The sequence below is a fragment of the Streptomyces sp. NPDC043812 genome (assembly GCF_056436245.1).
In genome coordinates, this window is sequence record NZ_JBWKCY010000032.1 from 36,881 (window position 1) to 60,214 (window position 23,334).

17 protein-coding genes, 2 tRNA genes and 1 pseudogene are annotated in these 23,334 nt (G+C 68.5%); 16 read left to right on the forward strand and 4 right to left on the reverse strand.

Annotated features, from left to right (window positions below; all coding sequences use genetic code 11):
- Positions 1-5: 5 nt before the first annotated feature.
- On the reverse strand, positions 6-143 hold the full coding sequence (rpmH, locus tag AC067Z_RS33285; RefSeq protein ID WP_018846094.1) for a 50S ribosomal protein L34: 138 nt from the start codon (positions 141-143) through the stop codon (positions 6-8).
- Positions 144-503: 360 nt separating this feature from the next.
- Here rpmH and dnaA point away from each other — a divergent pair, with 360 nt between their 5' ends.
- The 13 genes from dnaA to AC067Z_RS33350 all read left to right on the forward strand — a co-directional run bounded on the left by dnaA (position 504) and on the right by AC067Z_RS33350 (position 18,391).
- On the forward strand, positions 504-2,312 hold the full coding sequence (gene dnaA / locus AC067Z_RS33290; protein WP_478793385.1) for a chromosomal replication initiator protein DnaA: 1,809 nt from the start codon (positions 504-506) through the stop codon (positions 2,310-2,312).
- Between the two features lie 900 nt (positions 2,313-3,212).
- Positions 3,213-4,343, forward strand: a complete 1,131-nt coding sequence (dnaN, locus tag AC067Z_RS33295; RefSeq protein WP_478793386.1) for a DNA polymerase III subunit beta — start codon at positions 3,213-3,215, stop codon at positions 4,341-4,343.
- Positions 4,344-4,445: 102 nt separating this feature from the next.
- The gene (gene gnd, locus AC067Z_RS33300) at positions 4,446-5,324 is read left to right on the forward strand and encodes a phosphogluconate dehydrogenase (NAD(+)-dependent, decarboxylating) (RefSeq protein ID WP_478793387.1); all 879 of its coding nucleotides are present in this window, start codon (positions 4,446-4,448) and stop codon (positions 5,322-5,324) included.
- A 57-nt stretch (positions 5,325-5,381) separates the two neighbouring features.
- On the forward strand, positions 5,382-6,521 hold the full coding sequence (gene recF, locus AC067Z_RS33305; protein WP_478793388.1) for a DNA replication/repair protein RecF: 1,140 nt from the start codon (positions 5,382-5,384) through the stop codon (positions 6,519-6,521).
- A complete protein-coding gene (locus AC067Z_RS33310) occupies positions 6,518-7,054 on the forward strand; it encodes a DciA family protein (protein WP_478793389.1) in 537 nt (178 codons plus the stop codon). The genes recF and AC067Z_RS33310 overlap by 4 nt, the downstream gene beginning before the upstream one ends.
- A 484-nt stretch (positions 7,055-7,538) precedes the next feature.
- Positions 7,539-9,608 (forward strand): DNA topoisomerase (ATP-hydrolyzing) subunit B, encoded by a 2,070-nt coding sequence (gene gyrB, locus AC067Z_RS33315; protein WP_478793390.1) that lies wholly within the window; start codon positions 7,539-7,541, stop codon positions 9,606-9,608.
- A gap of 41 nt (positions 9,609-9,649) precedes the next feature.
- Positions 9,650-12,244 carry a DNA gyrase subunit A gene (gene gyrA, locus AC067Z_RS33320; protein ID WP_478793391.1) on the forward strand — a complete coding sequence of 865 codons (2,595 nt, stop codon included), beginning with the start codon at positions 9,650-9,652 and terminating at the stop codon, positions 12,242-12,244.
- A gap of 3 nt (positions 12,245-12,247) precedes the next feature.
- Positions 12,248-12,913, forward strand: a complete 666-nt coding sequence (locus AC067Z_RS33325) for a DUF3566 domain-containing protein (RefSeq protein WP_478793392.1) — start codon at positions 12,248-12,250, stop codon at positions 12,911-12,913.
- A gap of 82 nt (positions 12,914-12,995) precedes the next feature.
- Positions 12,996-13,072: transfer RNA gene (locus AC067Z_RS33330), tRNA-Ile, on the forward strand.
- 523 nt (positions 13,073-13,595) lie between these two features.
- Positions 13,596-13,964: an amphi-Trp domain-containing protein gene (locus AC067Z_RS33335; protein WP_478793393.1), complete on the forward strand. Its 369-nt coding sequence runs from the start codon at positions 13,596-13,598 to the stop codon at positions 13,962-13,964.
- 585 nt (positions 13,965-14,549) lie between these two features.
- Positions 14,550-14,684, forward strand: a complete 135-nt coding sequence (locus AC067Z_RS33340) for a DLW-39 family protein (RefSeq protein WP_003958712.1) — start codon at positions 14,550-14,552, stop codon at positions 14,682-14,684.
- Between the two features lie 216 nt (positions 14,685-14,900).
- Positions 14,901-16,898, forward strand: coding sequence for a vWA domain-containing protein (locus AC067Z_RS33345; RefSeq protein WP_478793394.1), 1,998 nt, complete (start codon positions 14,901-14,903; stop codon positions 16,896-16,898).
- On the forward strand, positions 16,895-18,391 hold the full coding sequence (locus AC067Z_RS33350; RefSeq protein WP_478793395.1) for a hypothetical protein: 1,497 nt from the start codon (positions 16,895-16,897) through the stop codon (positions 18,389-18,391). The genes AC067Z_RS33345 and AC067Z_RS33350 overlap by 4 nt, the downstream gene beginning before the upstream one ends.
- A gap of 31 nt (positions 18,392-18,422) precedes the next feature.
- On the opposite strand, the gene AC067Z_RS33355 is transcribed toward AC067Z_RS33350, so the two are convergent.
- Both AC067Z_RS33355 and AC067Z_RS33360 read right to left on the reverse strand, forming a co-directional pair.
- Entirely contained in the window at positions 18,423-19,853 is a 1,431-nt protein-coding gene (locus tag AC067Z_RS33355) for a serine/threonine-protein kinase (protein ID WP_478793396.1), read from the reverse strand.
- A 46-nt stretch (positions 19,854-19,899) separates the two neighbouring features.
- Positions 19,900-20,448, reverse strand: coding sequence for a helix-turn-helix domain-containing protein (locus AC067Z_RS33360; protein WP_478793397.1), 549 nt, complete (start codon positions 20,446-20,448; stop codon positions 19,900-19,902).
- Between the two features lie 191 nt (positions 20,449-20,639).
- On the opposite strand from AC067Z_RS33360, the gene AC067Z_RS33365 reads away from it, so the two are divergent.
- The 3 genes from AC067Z_RS33365 (at position 20,640) to AC067Z_RS33375 (ending at position 21,917) form a co-directional block, all read left to right on the forward strand.
- A tRNA-Ala gene (locus AC067Z_RS33365) sits at positions 20,640-20,712 on the forward strand.
- Positions 20,713-20,911: 199 nt separating this feature from the next.
- Complete coding sequence (locus AC067Z_RS33370; RefSeq protein ID WP_478793398.1) at positions 20,912-21,103, forward strand: LxmA leader domain family RiPP; 192 nt, start codon at positions 20,912-20,914, stop codon at positions 21,101-21,103.
- 214 nt (positions 21,104-21,317) lie between these two features.
- Positions 21,318-21,917, forward strand: a complete 600-nt coding sequence (locus AC067Z_RS33375) for a methyltransferase family protein (RefSeq protein WP_478793420.1) — start codon at positions 21,318-21,320, stop codon at positions 21,915-21,917.
- Positions 21,918-21,928: 11 nt separating this feature from the next.
- Here the strand turns inward: AC067Z_RS33375 and AC067Z_RS33380 are convergent.
- Positions 21,929-22,909: pseudogene (locus tag AC067Z_RS33380) on the reverse strand (helix-turn-helix transcriptional regulator); the annotation flags it as partial.
- Positions 22,910-23,334 lie beyond the last annotated feature (425 nt).

Sequence of the window (23,334 nt, forward strand, 5' to 3'; positions counted from 1 at the left end):
AGTGATCAGGCGGACAGGTTGGCGCGACCCTTGCTGCGGCGGTTCGCCAGGATGGCGCGACCGGCACGGGTACGCATGCGCAGGCGGAAACCGTGGGTCTTCGCACGACGACGGTTGTTCGGCTGGAAGGTGCGCTTGCTCACTCGGGGGCTCCAGAAATGATTCGTTGATGGCGGGACATCGCCTGGCTGTCACCGTGCGCCCACGAGTAGCTCGCGTTTACGCCCGAGTGCACCGCTTCACAATCACAGATCGTGATCTTTGCCCATCGGAGGCAGGCGGCAGCAGCCATCGACAACTCGACCTGGTTACGGTACGCGCGGCTACGCCATTCGGTCAAACCAGGCCGACGGCAGTGCACACTGTGCACAGGCTGTGGACAACAACTTGAACCGCATGGGTCGGCCTGACTACCGTGGCTGAACTTGGAATCTTTTCCTGCCTGTCTTCCCATCCCGTCCCGAGAACCACACATTCGTGGGACCTGCGAGAGAGCGTGCTTTGTGGCTGACGTACCTGCCGATCTTGCCGCAGTGTGGCCACGAGTGCTGGAACAGCTCCTCGACGAGGGCCAGCAGGGCGTAGAGCCCAAGGACAAACAGTGGATCGAGCGATGCCAGCCGCTGGCGCTCGTGGCAGACACCGCGCTGCTCGCCGTCCCCAACGAATGGGGCAAGCGCGTACTCGAAGGCAGGCTCGCCCCGCTGATCAGCGAGACCCTCAGCCGGGAGTGCGGCCGCCCGATCCGGATCGCCATCACTGTGGACGACTCCGTGGGCGAGGCCCCGGCACCACAGGCTCCGCCGGCCCATCAGCAGCCGTCGCACTATCAGGGCCCGCAGCACGACGAGCCCCGGCAGAGCGACTCCTACGACGGCCCGCGCCAGAGCGACTCGTACGACAGCCCGCGGCGCAGCGACCCCTATGACGGCTACGGTCGCCGCCCGGCGCCCGACGACGGTCTGCCGAATGTGCGGCCTTCCTATCCCGAGTACCAGCAGCAGCGCCCCGAGCCGGGCGTCTGGCCTCGTGCCCAGGAGGACCTGTCCTGGCAGCAGCAGCGGCTCGGCGGCTTCCAGGAGCGCGATCCCTATGCCTCGGCGCCGCCGAGCAGGTCCCAGCACGACTACCGGCAGCCACAGCCACCGGAGCGGCAGCAGTACGATCCGCGGTCCGAGCGCCACGAGCTGCCCGAGCAGTCGGCTCCCCACCGCGGTCCTCATGGGGCGCCGGGCCCGCTCGGCGCGAAGCCGGCGCCCGCGCCCGGCCCGGGCGAGCCGCATGCCCGCCTGAACCCCAAGTACCTGTTCGACACGTTCGTCATCGGTGCGTCCAACCGGTTCGCGCACGCCGCTGCCGTCGCGGTCGCCGAGGCACCGGCCAAGGCGTACAACCCCCTGTTCATCTACGGGGAGTCGGGGCTGGGCAAAACGCATCTGCTGCACGCCATCGGGCACTACGCACGCAGCCTCTACCCCGGCACCCGCGTGCGGTACGTGAGCTCCGAGGAGTTCACCAACGAGTTCATCAACTCGATCCGCGACGGCAAGGGCGACACCTTCCGCAAGCGTTACCGCGATGTGGACATCCTGCTGGTCGACGACATCCAGTTCCTGGCGAGCAAGGAGTCGACGCAGGAGGAGTTCTTCCACACCTTCAATACGCTCCACAACGCCAACAAGCAGATCGTGCTGTCCTCGGACCGGCCCCCCAAGCAGCTGATGACGCTGGAGGACCGGTTGCGGAACCGCTTCGAGTGGGGCCTGACGACCGACGTCCAGCCTCCCGAGCTGGAGACGCGTATCGCGATCCTGCGCAAGAAGGCAGTCCAGGAACAGCTCAACGCCCCGCCGGAGGTATTGGAGTTCATCGCGTCCCGCATCTCCCGGAACATCCGGGAGCTGGAGGGTGCGCTGATCCGGGTCACCGCGTTCGCGTCGCTGAACCGGCAGCCTGTGGACCTCGGCCTCACCGAGATCGTCCTCAAGGACCTGATCCCCGGTGGTGAGGACGCCGCCCCCGAGATCACCGCGGGCGCCATCATGGCCGCCACGGCCGACTACTTCGGGCTGACGGTCGAGGATCTGTGCGGATCGTCGCGCAGCCGTGTGCTGGTGACGGCGCGCCAGATCGCGATGTACCTCTGCAGGGAGCTCACGGATCTGTCGCTGCCGAAGATCGGCGCCCAGTTCGGTGGACGGGATCACACGACCGTGATGCACGCCGACCGCAAGATCCGCGCGCTCATGGCCGAGCGGCGCTCGATCTACAACCAGGTCACCGAGCTCACCAACCGCATCAAGAACGGCTGACGCAGCCGCCGGCACGACCAGGGCGGCCTCGGGACGGGATCCCGAGGCCGCCCTTTGTCGTTCGCGGAGCCCGTCTTGTCGTCCGCGGAGCCCGTCGCGGCTCGTCCGTGGCGCCTCATGGGCACCTCCCGGGAGCAGGTTGTCCACTCGGCCGGACCCGCCGTGTTCGAATACGTGGCGCGGGCGGGGCCTTCTCCACAGAAGTGGGGACGATCTTCCTTCCACAGCCTGGGGACTGAAAAGTTGTCCAGGCTCAGTCCACAGGTCGGCCTGTGAGAACACGGTAGGACCAGGTCAGCCGGTTGTGGATTTGTGGCCGAACGCCGTCCACAGACTGTGGACCCAGAAACTGTCCACAGCTCTTGATCCACGTTGTCCACCGGCAGCCCACAGGCAGGGGCACGTTGCCCACAGCTTTTCCCCACCTCTGTCCACTGTTCGGCAACGCAACACCCCTCCTCACCGGGTCGAGTGAAAGCCGTCACACCAACGAGCCAGGTTGGCCTGTGGGGAACGTGGGTAAAGCTGGGGACAGCACTGGGGAGAAGTCCCTGTGGGCTGTGCATCGGGTGTGCAGAACTTTCCGCCGTCCACAGAAGCAGTGGGTTGTCCACTGGTCCCGCCCACAGGCGCGGTGGACAAAAAACCGGCCCTGACCTGCATGGACAGCGTTATCCACGGTTTCCACAGCCCCTACTACTACTCCCACTTAGAGTTACCGGGAAATTCGCTTGGAAGAGGGGCCTGTGCACAACTCGGGCCCGGACCCTCGCCTGCCGCTCGGCACGACTTGACCCCGACCCGCACCAGCTGTCGGCGCCGTGCGTCAGACTGGTCCCCGGCATCAAGCCGACGACGAAGGCCAGCAGGGCGAGCCAGCAACAGCAGGAGGCGGTTCCGGTGAAGATCCGGGTGGAGCGCGATGTACTCGCGGAGGCGGTGGCCTGGGTGGCCCGGAGCCTTCCGGCCCGTCCGCCGGCGCCCGTTCTCGCAGGCCTTCTTCTGAAGGCGGAGGACGGCGCCCTGAGCTTCTCGAGCTTCGACTACGAGGTCTCGGCGCGTGTCTCCGTGGAGGCGGAGGTCGACGAGGACGGCACCGTGCTCGTCTCCGGCCGCCTGCTTGCCGACATCTGCCGGGCCCTCCCCAACCGCCCGGTGGAGATTTCCACAGACGGTGTACGGGCGACCGTGGTCTGCGGATCCTCGCGATTCACACTCCACACCCTGCCTGTGGAGGAGTACCCCGCGCTGCCGCAGATGCCGACCGCGACGGGCACCGTCCCCGGTGAGGTGTTCGCCTCCGCCGCCGCGCAGGTGGCCATTGCTGCCGGCCGCGACGACACCCTCCCGGTCCTCACCGGTGTGCGCATCGAGATCGAGGGCGACACCGTCACGCTGGCGTCCACCGACCGCTACCGCTTCGCGGTCCGCGAGTTCCTGTGGAAGCCCGAGAACCCGGACGCCTCCGCGGTCGCCCTGGTGCCCGCCAAGACGCTTCTGGACACTGCCAAGGCGCTGACCAGCGGTGACACGGTCACCCTGGCGCTGTCCGGCTCCGGTGCCGGCGAGGGCCTTATCGGTTTCGAGGGCGCCGGGCGGCGGACCACGACCCGGCTGCTCGAGGGCGACCTGCCGAAGTACCGCACTCTGTTCCCGACCGAGTTCAATTCGGTGGCGGTCATCGAGACCGCGCCGTTCGTCGAGGCCGTCAAGCGCGTGGCCCTGGTCGCCGAGCGGAACACCCCGGTGCGTCTGAGCTTCGAGCAGGGCGTGCTCATCCTCGAGGCCGGTTCCAGCGACGATGCACAGGCTGTGGAGCGTGTGGACGCCCAGCTGGAGGGCGACGACATCTCGATCGCGTTCAACCCGACCTTCCTGCTGGACGGCCTGAGCGCCATCGACTCGCCGGTCGCCCAGCTGTCGTTCACCACGTCCACCAAGCCCGCGCTGTTGAGCGGCAAGCCCGCCATGGATGCCGAGGCGGACGAGGCGTACAAGTACCTCATCATGCCGGTACGGCTGAGCGGCTGAGCAGCGGCTTCTGAGCGCCTGACCCCACAGGTGTGCACCCGTGTCCGGGCGTAGTCTCGGACACGGGTAGGAACACGGCACACAACGATTGAGGAATCTCTGATGGAGCTCGGTCTCGTCGGCCTCGGCAAGATGGGCGGCAACATGCGCGAGCGCATTCGCCGCGCAGGCCACACCGTCATCGGCTACGACCGCAACCCGGATCTCGCGGATGTCCACAGCATTGAAGAGCTTGTGGGCAAGCTGAAGGGCCCGCGGGTCATCTGGGTGATGGTCCCGGCCGGTGCCGCGACCCAGTCCACGATCGACGAGCTCGCCGAGCTGCTGTCTCCCGGCGACGTCGTCGTCGACGGCGGCAACTCCCGCTGGACCGACGACGAGAAGCACGCCGTCGAGCTGGGCATCAAGGACATCGGCTTCGTCGACTGCGGCGTCTCCGGCGGCGTTTGGGGCCTGGAGAACGGCTACGCGCTGATGTACGGCGGTACCGCCGAGAACGTCGAGAAGGTTCAGCCGATCTTCGACGCGCTCAAGCCCGAGGGCGAGTTCGGCGCGGTCCACGCGGGCAAGGTCGGCGCCGGCCACTTCGCCAAGATGGTCCACAACGGCATCGAGTACGCCATGATGCAGGCCTACGCCGAGGGCTGGGAGCTGCTGGAGAAGGTCAACTCGGTCACCGACGTGCGCGAGGTCTTCCGCTCCTGGCAGGAGGGCACGGTCATCCGCTCCTGGCTGCTCGACCTCGCGGTCAACGCTCTCGACGAGGACGAGCACCTCGACCAACTGCGCGGTTTCGCACAGGACTCCGGCGAGGGCAGGTGGACGGTGGAGGCCGCCATCGACAACGCCGTGCCGCTGCCTGCGATCACCGCATCGCTGTTCGCGCGGTTCGCGTCCCGTCAGGACGACTCCCCGCAGATGAAGATGATCGCGGCCCTGCGCAACCAGTTCGGTGGCCACGCGGTGGAGAGCAAGAAGTAGTCCACAGGCTGTGCACCGCGCTGCACAGCCTCGCCGGGGGAAGGTCGGCGTCACACCATGCACGTCACGCATCTGTCGCTGGCCGACTTCCGCTCGTACGCCCGGGTCGAGGTCCCTCTCGATCCGGGCGTCACCGCGTTCGTGGGAGCGAACGGTCAGGGCAAGACCAACCTCGTGGAGGCGGTCGGCTATCTGGCCACACTCGCCAGCCACCGGGTGTCCTCGGACGCGCCATTGGTGCGCATGGGCGCCGACCGGGCGGTCATCCGGGCGGCCGTCACCCAGGGCGAGCGCTCCCAGCTCGTCGAGCTGGAGCTCAACCCGGGCAAGGCGAACCGCGCGCGTATCAACAGGTCCTCGCAGGTCAGACCGCGTGACGTGCTGGGGATAGTCCGCACCGTGCTGTTCGCTCCGGAGGATCTGGCGCTGGTGAAGGGCGATCCCGGTGAGCGCCGTCGTTTCCTCGACGAGCTCGTTGTGGCCCGCTCGCCGCGGATGGCCGGAGTGCGTTCGGACTACGACCGGGTACTGAAGCAGCGCAACACCCTGCTGAAGTCGGCGGCGATGGCGCGCAGGCACGGCGGGCGTTCCATGGACATGTCCACGCTGGATGTGTGGGACCAGCATCTGGCACGGGTCGGGGCCGAGGTGCTCGCCCAGCGTCTGGACCTGATCAGCACCCTGCAGCCGCTGGCCGACAAGGCCTACGAGGCCCTTGCTCCCGGCGGCGGCCCGATTGCCCTGGAGTACCGTTCCTCCTCCGGCCCGCAAGGTGGGGAACACGGCGGCCCCACCACGCGCGAGGAGCTGCTCGAGCAGCTGATGTCCGCACTGGCCGAGGCGCGGAAGCAGGAGATCGAGCGGGGGGTGACCCTGGTGGGTCCCCATCGCGACGAGCTGCTGCTCAGGCTGGGACAGATGCCGGCGAAGGGGTATGCGAGCCACGGCGAGTCCTGGTCGTACGCGCTGGCGTTGCGGCTCGCCTCCTACGACCTGCTGCGCGCGGAGGGCAACGAGCCGGTGCTGGTGCTCGACGACGTGTTCGCGGAGCTCGACACGCGGCGGCGTGAGCGGCTCGCCGAACTGGTGGCCCCGGGCGAGCAGGTGCTGGTGACCGCGGCCGTCGACGACGACGTCCCCGGAGTCCTGACCGGCGTGCGGTACGCGGTGGCCGACGGAACCGTGGAGCGCGTATGAGCGAGAACGAGAGCCCCAAGGTTCCCGAGGCGTCCGGCGTGGACCTCGCGCGGGTCGCGCTGCGCGCGGCCAAGGAGCAGGCGAGGGCCCGCGGTGCGGCCGCGCAGCAGAAGAAGCAGGCGAGGCGCGGTGGCGGGCTGCGCTCCGGAGCCCGGGCGGACGGGCGTGACCCCCTGCCGCTGGGTGCGGCCATCAACCGGCTGATCACGGAGCGCGGCTGGGAGACCCCGGCCGCGGTGGGCGGTGTGATGGGCCGCTGGCCGCAGATGGTCGGCGAGGACCTGGCCAAACACTGCGTGCCGCTGCGCTACGACGAGGATCCCGACGAGCGCGTGCTGACGGTGCAGTGCGACTCGACCGCGTGGGCGACGCAGCTGCGGCTGTTGGCTCCCCGCCTGGTGGCGCGGCTGAACGAGGACCTCGGGCACGGCACGGTCCGGGTGATCAAGGTGCTGGGGCCCGGTGGCCCGCAGCGCAGATACGGGCCCCTCCGTGCCCCCGGCAGTACGGGTCCTGGCGACACCTACGGCTAGCGCACGGGCGCGGCCTCGTGATGATGCGCGGAACAGGGGCTGCGGTGTCAGGAAGTTCTTGTCGCTGCGGCGAAGAACCGTCCCCTCCTGCGGCTGCGATCCATCGGCCGCTTCGACGGACGACCGCATCGCCGGCGTCTGCGAACGGAGCGCCGAGCTCCACCGGCCAAGGGCGCCGGGAGCCCGGTGCGGTCATGGGTTGAGGCGGTTGAAACCGGCCGGTGCGGGTGAGGTGTCCCTCACGGTAGTGGGAGGTTGACAGGCCGAAGCGCTCAAAGCCGGTGTGAGCCTCTTGGAGCCCCTTCCCGAATATGGGGAGTCGGACGGAGGCGGTTCAGGGCGGCACGTGCGGACTCAGCCACCGGCAAACCCCCATTCGGGTCGCCGATACCGGTAGACTGGTGCAGAATCCCGCGCCTCTTGCGGGACACGTCGATTAGATGCCGAACGACGCAGCCGGTCCCGCTAGCCCGGAGAACGGCTTGTGCTGTGCCAGAAAGGGCGCTTCGTGGCCGATTCCGGCAACCCCAACGAGAACACCCCGTCCACTCCTGCCGGTGGAAACGGCGAGGTCACCGCCTCGTACGACGCCAGCGCGATCACCGTCCTCGAGGGTCTGGACGCGGTCCGCAAGCGGCCCGGCATGTACATCGGCTCGACCGGTGAGCGGGGACTTCACCACCTTGTGTACGAGGTCGTCGACAACTCCGTCGACGAGGCCCTCGCCGGCCACGCCGACACCATCGATGTCACGATCCTGGCTGACGGTGGCGTGCGGGTCGTCGACAACGGCCGCGGTATCCCGGTGGGCATCGTCCCCTCCGAGAACAAGCCGGCCGTCGAGGTCGTCCTGACGGTCCTCCACGCGGGCGGCAAGTTCGGCGGCGGCGGCTACGCCGTCTCCGGCGGTCTGCACGGTGTGGGCGTCTCCGTGGTCAACGCGCTGTCCTCGAGGGTCTCCGTGGAGGTCAGGACGGACGGCTACCGCTGGACGCAGGACTACAAGCTCGGCGTGCCCACGGCTCCGCTGGCACAGAACGAAGCGACCACCGACAGCGGTACGTCGGTTACCTTCTGGGCCGACCACGACATCTTCGAGACCACCGACTACTCCTTCGAGACGCTCTCGCGCCGCTTCCAGGAGATGGCCTTCCTCAACAAGGGCCTGACCCTGACGCTGACGGACGAGCGCGAGTCCGCGAGGGCAACCGTGGGCGCCGACGACCCGGACGCGGAGGCCGTCGAGGAGCCGCCGGCCCGCAGCGTGAAGTACCACTACGAGGGCGGCATCGTCGACTTCGTGAAGTACCTCAACTCCCGCAAGGGCGAGCTGATCCACCCGACCGTGATCGATGTCGAGGCCGAGGACAAGGAGCGCATGCTCTCGGTCCAGATCGCGATGCAGTGGAACTCCCAGTACAGCGAGGGCGTGTACTCCTTCGCGAACACGATCCACACGCATGAGGGCGGCACGCACGAGGAGGGCTTCCGGGCCGCTCTGACGGGCCTGGTCAACCGCTACGCGCGCGACAAGAAACTGCTGCGCGAGAAGGACGACAACCTCTCCGGCGAGGACATCCGCGAGGGTCTCACCGCGATCATCTCGGTCAAGCTGGGCGAGCCGCAGTTCGAGGGACAGACGAAGACCAAGCTGGGCAACACCGAGGCGAAGACCTTCGTGCAGAAGGTTGTCCACGAGACGCTCACCGACTGGTTCGACCGCAACCCGAACGAGGCCGCGGACATCATCCGCAAGGGCATCCAGGCGCAGACGGCACGCGTGGCCGCCCGCAAGGCCCGGGATCTGACACGCCGCAAGGGTCTGCTGGAGTCGGCGTCGCTGCCGGGCAAGCTGAGCGACTGCCAGTCCAACGACCCCACCAAGTGCGAGATCTTCATCGTCGAGGGTGACTCCGCCGGCGGTTCGGCCAAGTCCGGCCGCAACCCGATGTATCAGGCGATCCTGCCGATCCGGGGCAAGATCCTGAACGTCGAGAAGGCGCGGATCGACAAGATCCTTCAGAACACCGAGGTCCAGGCGCTGATCTCCGCCTTCGGCACCGGGGTCCACGAGGACTTCGACATCGAGAAGCTCCGCTATCACAAGATCATCCTGATGGCGGACGCCGACGTCGACGGCCAGCACATCAACACGCTGCTGCTGACGTTCCTGTTCCGCTTCATGCGACCGCTGGTCGAGGCCGGACACGTGTACCTCTCCCGTCCCCCGCTCTACAAGATCAAGTGGGGCCGCGACGACTTCGAGTACGCGTACTCCGACCGGGAGCGCGACGCGCTCGTCGAGATCGGCAAGCAGGGCGGAAAGCGCATCAAGGAAGACTCGATCCAGCGCTTCAAGGGCCTCGGCGAGATGAACGCCGAGGAACTGCGCATCACCACCATGGACCAGGACCACCGGGTGCTCGGCCAGGTCACCCTGGACGACGCTGCGCAGGCCGACGACCTGTTCTCGGTGCTGATGGGTGAGGACGTGGAGGCGCGGCGCTCGTTCATCCAGCGCAACGCCAAGGACGTCCGCTTCCTCGATATCTGAGTCGGTCTCAGCTGACCGCACGAAAGGACTGAAGACCAGCAATGGCCGACGAGAACACTCCTGCCACGACCGGTGAAGAAGAGCCCCTGGCCCTGCGTGTCGAGCCCGTCGGGCTCGAAACGGAGATGCAGCGCTCGTACCTCGACTACGCGATGTCCGTCATCGTGTCGCGTGCGCTGCCCGACGTACGGGACGGTCTCAAGCCCGTCCACCGCCGCGTGCTGTACGCGATGTACGACGGCGGCTACCGGCCCGAGAAGGGCTTCTACAAGTGTGCCCGCGTCGTCGGTGACGTCATGGGCACCTACCACCCGCACGGCGACTCCTCGATCTACGACGCCCTGGTCCGCCTGGCGCAGCCGTGGTCGATGCGGATGCCGCTGGTGGACTCCAACGGCAACTTCGGCTCCCCGGGCAACGACCCGGCGGCGGCCATGCGCTACACCGAGTGCAAGATGATGCCGCTGGCCATGGAGATGCTCCGGGACATCGACGAGGAGACCGTCGACTTCCAGGACAACTACGACGGCCGCAACCAGGAGCCGACGGTTCTGCCGGCGCGTTTCCCGAACCTGCTGATCAACGGCTCGGCCGGTATCGCGGTCGGTATGGCCACCAACATCCCGCCGCACAACCTGCGCGAGGTCGCGGCCGGCGCCCAGTGGGCGTTGGACCACCCGGAGGCCACCCACGAGGAGCTGCTCGACGCCCTGATCGAGCGGATCAAGGGGCCCGACTTCCCGACCGGCGCCCTGGTCGTGGGCCGCAAGGGCATCGAGGAGGCGTACCGCACGGGTCGCGGCTCGATCACCATGCGCGCGGTCGTCGAGGTCGAGGAGATCCAGAACCGCCAGTGCCTGGTGGTCACCGAGCTTCCGTACCAGACCAACCCGGACAACCTCGCGCAGAAGATCGCCGATCTGGTCAAGGACGGCAAGATCGGCGGCATCGCCGACGTCCGTGACGAGACGTCCTCGCGTACCGGCCAGCGACTGGTCATCGTGCTGAAGCGGGACGCGGTCGCCAAGGTCGTGCTCAACAACCTGTACAAGCACACCGACCTGCAGACCAACTTCGGCGCCAACATGCTCGCCCTGGTCGACGGTGTGCCGCGCACGCTGTCCCTCGACGCCTTCATCCGCCACTGGGTGACGCACCAGGTCGAGGTCATCGTCCGGCGGACCAAGTTCCGTCTGCGCAAGGCGGAGGAGCGGGCGCACATCCTGCGGGGTCTGCTCAAGGCGCTCGACGCCATCGACGAGGTCATCGCGCTGATCCGGCGCAGTGACACGGTCGAGGTCGCGCGCGAGGGCCTGATGGGCCTGCTGCAGATCGACGAGATCCAGGCGAACGCCATCCTCGAGATGCAGCTGCGCCGTCTGGCCGCCCTGGAGCGTCAGAAGATCGTGCAGGAGCACGACGAACTGCAGGCGAAGATCAACGACTACAACGCGATTCTCGCCTCGCCGGAGAGGCAGCGCACCATCATCAGCGAGGAACTGACCGCGCTGGTCGAGAAGTTCGGCGACGACCGCCGCTCCAAGCTGGTGCCCTTCGACGGTGACATGTCCATCGAGGACCTGATCGCCGAGGAGGACATCGTCGTCACGATCACGCGTGGCGGCTATGTGAAGCGAACCAAAACCGACGACTACCGCTCGCAGAAGCGCGGCGGCAAGGGCGTGCGCGGGACGAAGCTCAAGGAAGACGACATCGTCGACCACTTCTTCGTGTCCACCACGCACCACTGGCTGCTGTTCTTCACCAACAAGGGCCGGGTCTACCGGGCCAAGGCGTACGAGCTGCCGGACGCCGGCCGGGACGCCCGGGGCCAGCATGTCGCCAATCTGCTGGCCTTCCAGCCGGACGAGCAGATCGCCGAGATCCTGGCGATCCGTGACTACGAGGCCGCGCCGTACCTGGTGCTCGCCACGAAGGCCGGTCTGGTCAAGAAGACGTCTCTGAAGGATTACGACTCTCCCCGCTCGGGCGGCGTCATCGCGATCAATCTCCGCGAGACGGACAGCGGCGCGGACGACGAGCTGATCGGTGCGGAGCTGGTGTCCGCGGACGACGATCTGCTGCTCATCAGCAAGAAGGCGCAGTCGATCCGGTTCACCGCGACGGACGACGCGCTGCGCCCGATGGGCCGCGCGACGTCCGGCGTCAAGGGCATGAGTTTCCGTGAGGGAGACGAACTGCTCTCGATGAATGTCGTTCGGCCGGGTACGTTCGTCTTCACTGCCACCGACGGTGGGTACGCGAAGCGGACCGCCGTCGACGAGTACCGCGTCCAGGGTCGTGGCGGCCTCGGAATCAAGGCTGCGAAGATCGTGGAGGACCGCGGATCGCTCGTCGGTGCGCTGGTGGTCGAGGACACGGATGAGATCCTCGCCATCACGCTGGGCGGCGGTGTGATTCGTACGCGAGTCAATGAAGTCAGGGAGACGGGCCGTGACACCATGGGCGTCCAACTGATCAACCTGGGCAAGCGCGATGCCGTGGTCGGTATCGCTCGTAACGCCGAGGCAGGTCGCGAGGCCGAAGAGGTCGACGGGACTGCAGAGGCCGACGGTGAGGCGACCGAATCGGCAGTCGAGGGCACCCCGTCCTCGGCAGGGGAGCACGAGGAGTAAATCGTGAGTGGAGCCACGGGCGCCGGAGCGGCCGCTTCCGGAGCGAACGGTGCCCGTGGCCCAGCCGCGGACTCCCACGGCGGGGGAACCACCGCCGAAGGCAGGGGGACCACAGTGACGGACACCCGGGGGTCTCAGGCCCCGCAGCACATGTTCGGCGGCGAGCAGCCTGCGCAGCAGCAGGCCGGTCAGCAGCCGTACCACCCGCCGCAGGCGTATGCCTCGCCGGGCGGGACGCAGGGCGGGCAGACCGCCTCCGCCGTACGCCGACCGCGCACGGGCGCCCGCACGACGCCGCGTACGCGCAAGGCACGGCTTCGTGTGGCGAAGGCCGACCCGTGGTCGGTCATGAAGGTCAGCTTCCTGCTCTCCATCGCCCTGGGCATCTGCACCGTGGTCGCGGCCGCGGTGCTGTGGATGGTCATGGACGCGATGGGCGTCTTCTCGACGGTCGGCGGGACGATCAGCGAGGCGACCGGCTCCAACGAGAGCAACGGCTTCGACCTTCAGTCCTTCCTGTCGCTGCCGCGGGTGCTGGTCTTCACCTCGGTCATCGCGGTGATCGATGTGGTGCTGGCCACAGCGCTGGCCACGCTCGGCGCCTTCATCTACAACCTCTCCGCCGGGTTCGTGGGCGGTGTCGAGCTCACGCTCGCCGAGGACGAGTAGCTCCGGGCCGGGGTCCACGGATTCCGATTTTGGCGCTGCACCGCGTGTGCGCTAATCTTCAGAGGTCAGCGCGCAGCGCGGCGGGGCTATAGCTCAGTTGGTTAGAGCGCATCCCTGATAAGGATGAGGCCACAGGTTCAAATCCTGTTAGCCCCACCAGTTCGAAGACCCCCAACCGATCACGGTTGGGGGTCTTCGGCGTCCATGGCTGACATCAGCCGATGAGTGGATTCAGGGCCGTGCCGGGGGAGCCATGACGGATCACGGTTGGTCCGACAGCAGCGACGACGAAGACCCCTTCGAGCGCGGGAAGCCGGATTGGGCCTTTGTGCGCTGGATCCTTCTCGCGGGGCTTGTGATCTGTGTGCTCGGCGTGGCGTGGTTCACCTGGGCCTTCGCTCATCGGCACCCCTATGCCCTCTCGTTTGGATCAGGCTGGGTTCGCGTGCCCTGGTGCGGACGCTCGCTGATCCGGCCTGATGGACGAAAGACCCAGCCCTCTCGCCGATCATGGTGGGGCGCTCGTGATCGTGGGCCGGCATCGGCCGTTGGCTAAGGGGAGACCGGTGTTCGGTCAGGTCGTCGGCCGCTCCGGGGTCTCCACCGGGCCATGAGGATGTCCGAACCGGTGAATTGCCCCAGAATTAGTGGTATCCACTGTTTCTGTCGATCGGAGACCGCCGTGACGGACCTCAAGTTTGAGCAGAAGCGCTCGATGTCCCGCCTCGAGGCGGCCGATCAGCTCACGATGCTCGCCGACGCGCTGAGGGAAGGTGGCGATACCGAACTGGAAATCGGCCCCGGGACGCTGAGCCTGCGGATCCCCGACGACCTTCGCACCGAGATAGAGGTCGAGGTCGGTGACGGGGAGATCGAGCTGGAGCTCGAGTTCAAGTGGCCGACCGGATCGCCCCGGAACGCCTCGTCGCAGGCGGTGGCAGGTACAGAGGTGGCCGCGAAGAGACGGAAGACTGCGCCCGCCAAGCCTGCGCGGAGCGGCACCGCCACGAGGAGCAAGCGCGCGAAGCGGACCGCCGCGACAAAGGCCTGAGCCCCGCGAGGGCCCTCGGGCCGGCCGCCAGGGCCGCGCGGCAGGCCCGCGCCCAGGCGAATGAGGCTCGGCGGGCCGAGGGAGCCGTATCGCCCGCTGTCATCCGGTCACGGACCGTCGACTGCTGTGCCCGCGAGCCCGCAGGAGGCTGGAGCGCAGAAGGGGGGCATCACCGCGTCCGGCGACGCGCCGCCGACTTCCCCGGGCCGGGCAGCCGGTGGCGTTCACCCACTCGACCAGTCGCGCACGAGCAAGGTGAAGGCGGGACCGAGCCGAAAGCGCCAAGCACAGCGGGTCTCGCTGACATCAGTGCCTGAGACCAACAGCGGGGATCACCGGTGGTTACGGCCGATCACCAACGATCACCGAGGCCGGTGAACCGGCTGCATCCGCCGGCGTAGCGGCGCCGGCCGACCGGGCCCCGGACGGAATCTCTCCGTCCGGGCCGATCGCATTCTGCTGCCCAGGAGTTGGTCTCGGTCACCTGCGTCCGCGCGGGGTGCATAGGTCACCGATCGGTATCGGTCGGTGTGTATAGTCGGGCGCCAGAAGTCCTCATACGTCAAGGAAAGACGAGGTCGCGCGGTGAAGAAGCTTCTCCTGGTCGCACTGGCCGCCATCGGCGGGCTCCTCGTGTACCGCCAGATCCAGGCGGATCGCGCCGAGCAGGATCTGTGGACGGAGGCTACCGACTCCGTGCCCGCAGGTTCGGGTGTGTGAGACGCAGCGTCTTTGGATCAGAAGCCCCGGTCGCGGAAGCGGCCGGGGCTTCTTGCTGTCCGGGGGCGGGTCCGGAGGGCTGTGACGGCCGTCTCCACAGGTACTCGGATGCGGGCTGTTTCGGGACCGTGACGCAATCCACTTGAGTTCACCTCCGCAAATCACTAGCTTGCGAGAGCAAACTTCGGGATTCGGGGATTCAGGAGGGGGACCGAGGTGACAGCACGACACAACCGCCGTGCGAACGCGGTGACGATCGGTGCGGCACTGCTCGCACTGGCGGCGGGGGCGCTGCCGTCGGCGAGTGCGGCCGAGCAGGCGGGGCACCCCGGGAACGGGGCCGGGGCGGCGCGGGCGACCGGTGACACCGGATTGGTGATGGTTCTCGACTCCTCCGGCTCGATGGCGGACGACGACGGTGCGGGCAGCACACGGATGGAGTCGGCCCGTGCGGCAGTGGGCACCGTCGTCGACGCGCTCCCCGACGGACACCCGACCGGTCTGCGCGTCTACGGCGCGGACCGGACCGCGGGCTGTACGGACACACGAGCGGTGCGGCCCGTGCAGCCGCTCGACCGTGCCGGGCTGAAGCGGGCCGTGCAGGCCGTGGAGCCCAAGGGCGACACGCCCATCGGCCTGTCGCTTCAAAAGGCCGCACAGGACCTGCCGAAGCCCGCGGACGGCGCCATCGGCACCCGCACGATCCTGTTGATCTCGGACGGCGAGGACAACTGCGGTACGCCGCAGCCCTGTCAGGTGGCCGAGCAGCTCGCCAAGGAAGGTGTGGGACTGCGGATCGACACCGTCGGTTTTCAGGTGCGCGGGTCGGCACGCAAGCAGCTGGAGTGCATCGCCGAGGCGGGCAACGGGCGTTACTACGACGCACCTGATGCCGATGCGCTGGCCAGGCAGCTGCAGAGGTCGGCCCAGCTCTCGGCGGACGGCTACCGCTTCAGCGGCGAGCAGGTTCGTGGCACGCCGACGCGCGACGCCGCGCCAGGGCTGACCCCCGGTCAGTACCTGGACACGATCGGTCCCGGCGAGAAGCGTTTCTACGCCGTCGATCTCGACGCCACGTCCACGGTGGACTTCTCCGCGACGGCCGTGCCGCAGCCGGGAGCCGCGGTCGACACTCTCGACGCGCTGCGGACCCGGATCGCGTACGGCGCCGACAGTGCCTGCGAGAGCAGCACCGAGCACTTCTTCCAGAAGGAAGGCGCGACACCACTGACCTCGGCCGTCGCCAGGATCCCCGGCCCGGAGGGATCGGGCGGCTGCGACGAGGCGGGCCGCTACTGGTTCGTGGTGGAGCGTGAGAGCAAAGCGGGCTCGGACGCGGCGCGCTGGCCGCTGGAGCTGACGTACGGCGTCGAGAAGCCGCTTGCGGCCGGTGTGACGCCGGCCGAGTCGCAGCCGGAGTACGGGCAGGGTGACAAGAACGCCGCCCTGCCGACCGGCGATCCCCAGGATGTGCGCGGCGGCACCGGGTTCAACGACGCCGCGGAACTCGGACAGGGCGTGTGGCGGGACACGGTCCTCCCCTCGCAGACCCTCTGGTACAGAGTTCCGGTCGGCTGGGGGCAGCAGCTGCGGTACGACGTGGAGTTCGCCAACGAGCCCACATTGAACGGCTCGTCTTCGGTGTGGTCGTACGGCGCCACCCAGGTGTTCACTCCTGCCCGGTCACCGGTCGGGGGCGGCACCGGGGAGTTCAGCCCTCGAACGCTCTACAACGGCCGCCCTGCGGTACTGGAGATGGGCACGGTGCCGGTCGCCTGGACCAACCGTCACGAGTCCAATGCGACGGTCGTTCCCGTGCACACCACCGGTGGCTTCTACATCGCCGTCACGCTCGGCGCGAGGGCGGCCGAGATCGCCGAGAACCCGCAGATCGGTCTGGTGCTGCGGGTCGCCGTCCTCGGCGAGAAGCTTGCCGGACCGCAGCACGACGCTCCCGTCGCGGCGGGCAGTGCGGGCGATCGGGCGGACAAGAGGGGTGATTCCCCCGCGCGCGCAGACAGCGCACCCGCCGGCGGGGCAGGATGGTCCGGCGTCGCGCTCGCCGCGGCCGTGGGCGGCGGTGCGGTGCTGATCGCAGCCTTGGTGCTGGTGCTGCTGAGGCGCAGGACCGCGGCCGCCACCGGCCCGTCCGGCTACGCGGCGACTACGACGACGGGCTCGTCGGACTCATCGACCACAGGGAGAAGCGCGTGAACAGGCAGCGCGGCAAGGGCCGGGTGACGCTGGCCGCGATGGCGGCGATGTGCGCCGTGGCGGCGCTGCCGGGGCAGGCGTGGGCGGCGGGTGAGCCCAACCCCTACGCGTTCGACAGCGAGGCCAAGGCGGTCCAGGGCACGGCTGTCAACAGCAACGGTCCCGAGCTCACCGCCGGATCGACCTACAAGGACACGATCAAGCCGGGCGAGAAGCGGTACTACCGCCTCGACCTGGATGCCAGGTCCAACGCGTACGTCTCCGCGGTTGCCGTCCCGAAACTGGCGACCAAGGTCGAGTACGCGGACAAGCTCTCGGTCAGCATCGAGGACCGCTCGGGCACGGAGTGCAGCGACGGCGAGGCCTCGTTCGGCTCGGCGACGTATGCCCGGCCGGTCGCCGATTACGCGAGCCGGCGGATCGACAAGGACCGCTCCAGCTGCCAGGAGGCGGACGCCTATTACGTGCTGCTGGAGCGGACGAGCGCGGCGACCTCGTCACCCGAGCCGTGGGACGTGGAGATCCGTTACGTCTCCGAGCCGGGACTGAAGGAGGCCGCACCCACCACGGCCCCGGAGAACTGGCCGTCGGCCTCCCCCGCGGCACCGGGCGGCGGGCCCCAGAAGCGGGCGGGAGGCACCAGCTTCCACGAGGCGACGAGCCTCAAGCAGGGTGAGTGGCAGGACGAGATCAAGCCCGGACAGACACTCTTCTACCGGGTGCCGGTCGACTGGGGACAGCAGCTGTTCGTCAGCGCCGATCTCGGCAACAGCACGTCGGGCGACGAGTTCGCGAGTGTCGGCAACGCGCTGGCCCTCGCCCTGCACAACCCGGCGCGAGGGCTCGTCGACAGCGCGTCCGGCGTGTACTACGACGGGAAGCAGAAGACCCTCGCGCTCGACCCGCTGCCCCCGGTGAAGTACGAGAACCGCTACGACTCCGACAGTGCTGTCACTGCCGTGCGGTTCGCGGGCTGGTACTACGTGTCGGTGACGCTCAGCCCGGAGATGGCCGAGGCGTTCGGCGACAAGCCGATTCCCCTGGGGCTGCGCATCAACGTCAAGGGTGAGGCCACGTCCGGTCCGGCGTACGACGGATCCGCGGGCGATTTCCAGGTCACCGATGACGACCAGGAGGCGGCCGACAGCGGCAAGTCCGCCGACGCGGCGGCGAAGAGCGACACGATGACGCTGGTTGCCGCCGCGGGCATCGGCGCCGGCACCGTGCTGGTGCTCGGGCTCGGTGCGTGGACGCTGCTGGCACGTCGGGGCAGCGGTACACAGGGGGAGCCGGTCGCGGTCCCCGCACAGGGGCAGGCACAGGGCACCCCGACGGCGTACGCACAGGGCGGCCATCCACAGGACGCGGCAGCGGCGTACGGGAACGGGCCTGCGCCCGGCTACGGCTATCCGCCCGTGCAGGGGCAGCAGGCTCAGGGACAGCCCGGCCAGGGGTACGGGTACGGGCAGTACGGTCCGCCGCCCGGCCAGTAGGCCAGGGCGGCGGGGAGCGCCGGGGCGGGCCTCAGGCCTGGACCATCGCCCAGATACCCACGGCGAAGCACAGCAGAGCGACGATCAGGACCGGGACCGCGACCTTCGGGGGCGGTCCCGGCTTCTTTCGTGCGGTCGTCGCGGGCGCCGCGGGAGCGGGCGCGGATGTGGCCGACGGCGCGGCTGCGGCGCCCAGGGGGCCGAGAGCGGCCGGATCGGGTGCTCCGGAAATCTGAGCCCCGGGGTGGGGAACCTGCGGGCCCTGAGCGGTGTAAGCACGAGTAGAAGGCTGTGCGTACTGCACCGGAGCGGTCGGGGCCTGGGGGCTCTGATCGGCTGCCGGCGCGAGATGGGGGGAGGCGCTATGCGCAGGTGCGGCACCGGGGACGGGCGTCGGGGCCGGCGTGGACTCCGACTGGAGGGGCATGGGGGGAGGAGTGGTCGGCTGCGGCGTGTACGGATGCTGTGCCGACGGCTGCTGAGGGGGCGGGGCCAGATGGAAGCTGCCCGTCTCCGAGGAGGCGGCTGGCTGCGCGGCATCGGGAGCCGCGGGCGCGTTCTGCCGTGGCGGCCCCGCGGCCGCCTCGGGACCGGCCGGTCCGAATCCGGCAGGCAGCGGGCCGAGTTGATCGAAGATCTCGACAGGCTCGTCGTCGGGACCCGGCTCGGGCAGCATCTCGACGGCGGTGGTGAGCGCCTTGCGCGCGCCCGTGGCGGTGCGGAAGCGGGCCTGGGGGTCGGGCTGCAGCAGGCCGGCGAGCACCTGCCACAGCGGTTCGGGAATGCCCTGGGGGGCGCCCGGGGTGCCGTAGTGGGCGAAGTGTTCGATCAGCGCCTGGGAGTCGGGCTTCTTCCCCTCGAGGAGATACAGCCCGACGAGGCCGACTGCGAACAGGTCGGCGGTGAAGTCGGGCTCCGCACCCATCATCTGCTCGGGTGCGAAGTAACCGGGCGTGCCCACCACATAGTTGGTCTCGGTCAGCCGGGGCTCACCCTTGCGCATGGAGATGCCGAAGTCGGAGACCCGCAGATGTGGGCGGCCCGTCCCCGTGGCCTCCATGAGGATGTTGGCCGGCTTGATGTCGCGGTGCACGACCCCCTCCGCATGCACCGCGGCCAGTCCGGACAGCAGCTGATCGAGGAGGGTGCACACGAAGCGCGGGGGCAGCGGACCGTAGTCGCCGATGACATGGGCCAGCGACCCGCCGCTCACCAGGTCCATGGTGAAGAGCACCTTGTCGTCGTCCGCGGCCCAGCTGGCCGGGGCGAGGACATGCGGGTGATCGATGCGCAGGGCCTGCTCGCGCACGAAGCGCAGCAGAGTGTGGGCATCGCTCTGCTGCAGGACCTTCGCCGCCACATAGCGGCGGCGCCGGTGGTCCCAGGCGCGCCAGACGGCGCCCACACCGCCGCGTCCGATCGGGTCGATCAGTTCGTACCGACCAGCGAAGACCTCACCCATGGTGCTGTGCCCGCTCCTGGTTCCCTCGTGGAGGCGTCCGCCTCGCTCAGCTCTGGTGCGACTCGTAGTGGGCGACCGCATCGGCGGTACGCCCGGCCCCGTACACCCGGAGGAACTCTGCCAGTTCCGGGTGGGTCGGGGCGAGGGAGTCCGCCGCATCGATGATGTCGCCCGCTGCCGAGACCGACCGCAGCAGCGACTGGATCTCCCTGACCACACGGCGCACGGTCGGTGCTCCCGACGTGCCGGTGGACTGGCTGGTGCCGGTGAGAACGGAGCCGCCCTGCGACTTCTTGATCTCTTCCATCCGGTCGGTGGCCTCCACGGCGCTCACGCTGCCGTCCGCCACTTGGCTCGACAGTTCCTGGAGCGCCTGGACGCGCTGGACCACCGCGGGGTTGCCGATCTTGGCGCGCTGGCCGCTCATCAGCTGGGAGAGCATCGGAGCGGAAAGACCGAGGACGCCCGCCAGTCGAGCCTGGTTGAGTCCCAGGTCGTCGATGAGCCGGCGGAAGAGCGCGCCGAGGGGCTCGCCGTACCAGCTGCGCTGCAGTTCGCGGGCTCTTGCGGTCGTCTCCTGCTGCGCTGCGTCCATTGCGTCTCCCCATCGCTTCCCCAAGCGGCTTCGCTGCTGCGAACCTTGTCGTGCATCTTACGGAGCGTGGTCGCGGACCGGGAGTCCCATAGATGGTCCCAATCCTTTTGCAGGATCATGGGGGTGACCCGGTACTCTGGTGCCCGGTGGTGGCCGAGGAGCGTTCGGGCGCGGTCGCAACCAACCCTTCCGGGGCCTTAGCTCAGTTGGTAGAGCGCTGTCTTTGCATGGCAGATGTCAGGGGTTCGACTCCCCTAGGCTCCACTTCGTACATGCCCTCCGATCTGCGGAAACGCGATCGGAGGGCATTTTTCGTATCAGGCGCCGCCTGCGCGCGCCCGTCACGAGCCCCTCCGCACGGCTCGACAGGGGGTGTCACTGAGGTGCTCCCCGGGGACTGCCTGATGGTTCCCGGCACGCCCTTTTCGGCGCTGCACAATGCTGCACCAGTTGTTGCAGCAAGATGACAGCCGACCTCGAGAAGACGGCCGCCATCAGCGAGCTCGTCGCCGGTTACGACACCTATAGCGAGGCCGGTGAGCTCGGCGCCGACGCGGCGACGGACGCTCCGGCATCCACGCCGGCCTGCGCCGCGGCGACCATCTCCTGGCTGGGCAGCCAGCTCACGGTCAAGACGTACAAGGACGGCTGCTGAGCGGGCGGAACCAGCCGGGCGTCCGGGCGCGGTACCGCCGCACCAGCGGCGGTACCCGCCCGGCCCCGCCCGGCACCCCCTCACCGGCACGATCCGCCCACCGGGCGAGAAAGGCACCAACGTCATGTCTGCCACCACCGCGGAACGCGCAACGGGCACCGCCGAGGAAGACACCCTTCCGACCGCCCAGGATCGCGCCCAGGAACTCATGCAGATGGCCGACATCCTGCGCCCCGCAGCCATCCGCACCGCGGCCACCCTGCGCCTGGCCGACCACATCGACTCCGGCGCCACCGACACCGCCCGCCTGGCGGAACTGACGGACACCCGGCCCGAGCTGCTCGACATGCTCCTGCGTCACCTGGTGCAATTCGGCATCCTCGACTGGGACGCGCAGAACGACGCCTACTCGGTCACTGATCTCGGCTCCCCCTGCGCAGCTCCCACCCCGCAGGTGCGAGGCAGCACCTCAGCATGGACGGCCTGTTCGGCCGGACCGACCTGGCACTCGTCAACATACAGCCGTGACCACGCCGAGCAGGACGAGGTACAGGCCGTAGGCACTGCGCGAACCGGTCGCCGAAAGGGCTGTCGTGGAGGCGGCTCCCCGGCTTCGGGACGCCAGCCAGGTCAGCAGGAGAGGGGCGAGTACGGCTCCGGCGATCGGACCGGCCGGTACGAGACTGCCGCCGATGTCGATGCAGACGAAGGCGACAGCGAGCGATGCTCCGAGCCCGGGGTAGTACCACCAGGGACTCCTGCGGGAGGAGGTGCCCTGCGGGCCGTCACCGGTGCCGTGTGGGGGGTGCACTGATTCGTTTGCCATGCAGTGAACGCGGCCTGCGCACGGCTGCCCGCACCGAGGATGCGCAGCAGGTCGGCGATGTGCCTCCGGTAGGTCCGCACCGAGATCTCCAGTTCGCGGGCGCCGATCTCGTCCTTCTCGACCCGGCACATGGACTCCAGGACGAGGCGCTCCGTCTCGGAGAGTCCTCCGGTGGTGGAGTCCGTCGGCTCGGTGAGGTCGGCCAGGCTCTGCGACTGGTCCCAGATCTTCTCGAAGAGCGCCAGGATGTTGGCGACGAGCCCGGTCTCCCGGGCCATCAGTGCTCCCCGCGACGTGTCGGAGGGGTCCAGCGGGACGAGCGCCGTACGCCGGTCGAAGACGATGATGCGCTCCGTCACCTCCTCCGTGACCCGGACCTCCGCACCATGTGCGGCTATCTCGCGCAGATAGGCCAACGTGGGCGGGTCGTTGAGCGCTTCCTTGATCACGATGTTCCGGATGCGCAGACCGCAGCGCAGACAGCGCAGGTCCAGCGGGCGCGAATGCGCAATGCTGTCCGCCGTCAGTGCGGTGTACGGGTCGACGGACAGCACCTCTTCGCGTGCGAAGAAGGCGAGGTCGTCGAGCCGGTTCCGGATCTGCGGGATGCTCTCCATCCGCTCGACACTCTGCGGGGAGAGCGACTGCACGCCCTGTTCGGCACGCAGCGACGTGGTCAAGTGGCGTGCCTGGGTGACGGCTTGGAGCTGAAGGTGCAGTTCGCGCAGCCGTAGGTCGGTCAGCTGGTCGACCGCGGTCTCCGGGTCGGCCGGCGACAGATTCTGGCCGCCCTCCTCCTCTTCCGCCCGCAGCAGCCGCAGTTCACAGAGGCGGTCGGTGGCCGCGGTGGCGGCGTCGACCGTGGTGTGGAAGAGGAGGTGGATCTCATCGGCGGGTGTGCCGGGGTTGCGCAGAAAATGCCGGTAGATCGACTCTTCGAGCGCGGAGATCCCCAAGACGGACAGTTCGTTGACGGTCAGTTTTTCTTCTCCCCGATTTCGACCGGTGCGCCTGGTCGGCGACGTACGCGGCGATGAGGTGATCGTAATGCGATCGCAAAGAACTCCCCCACCCCCCGTAGCCGGATGATGCAGAGCTGTCGAATCGGGCCCTCGGCCCCACGTGCACCGCACGCGTTGGGCCGGAAGGGGACTTACCCGTCGCGCAGGCCCCCTCGTCGCCGCGGGAGAGCGGCGGGACGAAGGCGCGCATCCGGCTCCGACCTGCACATTCGTCGTCGGGAGAGGTGGTGTGGACGCCTGAGCGGCATCTGGGCACCCACGCAAACCGGGGTTCTCGCCGCTCGGAGTGGACCATCCGGGTGGTGTTCATCCGAAGAACTGCGCGGACACGGCGTCGCTCCCACACTCCTCGGGATGCGTACACATCATGAGGAAGGTATGTA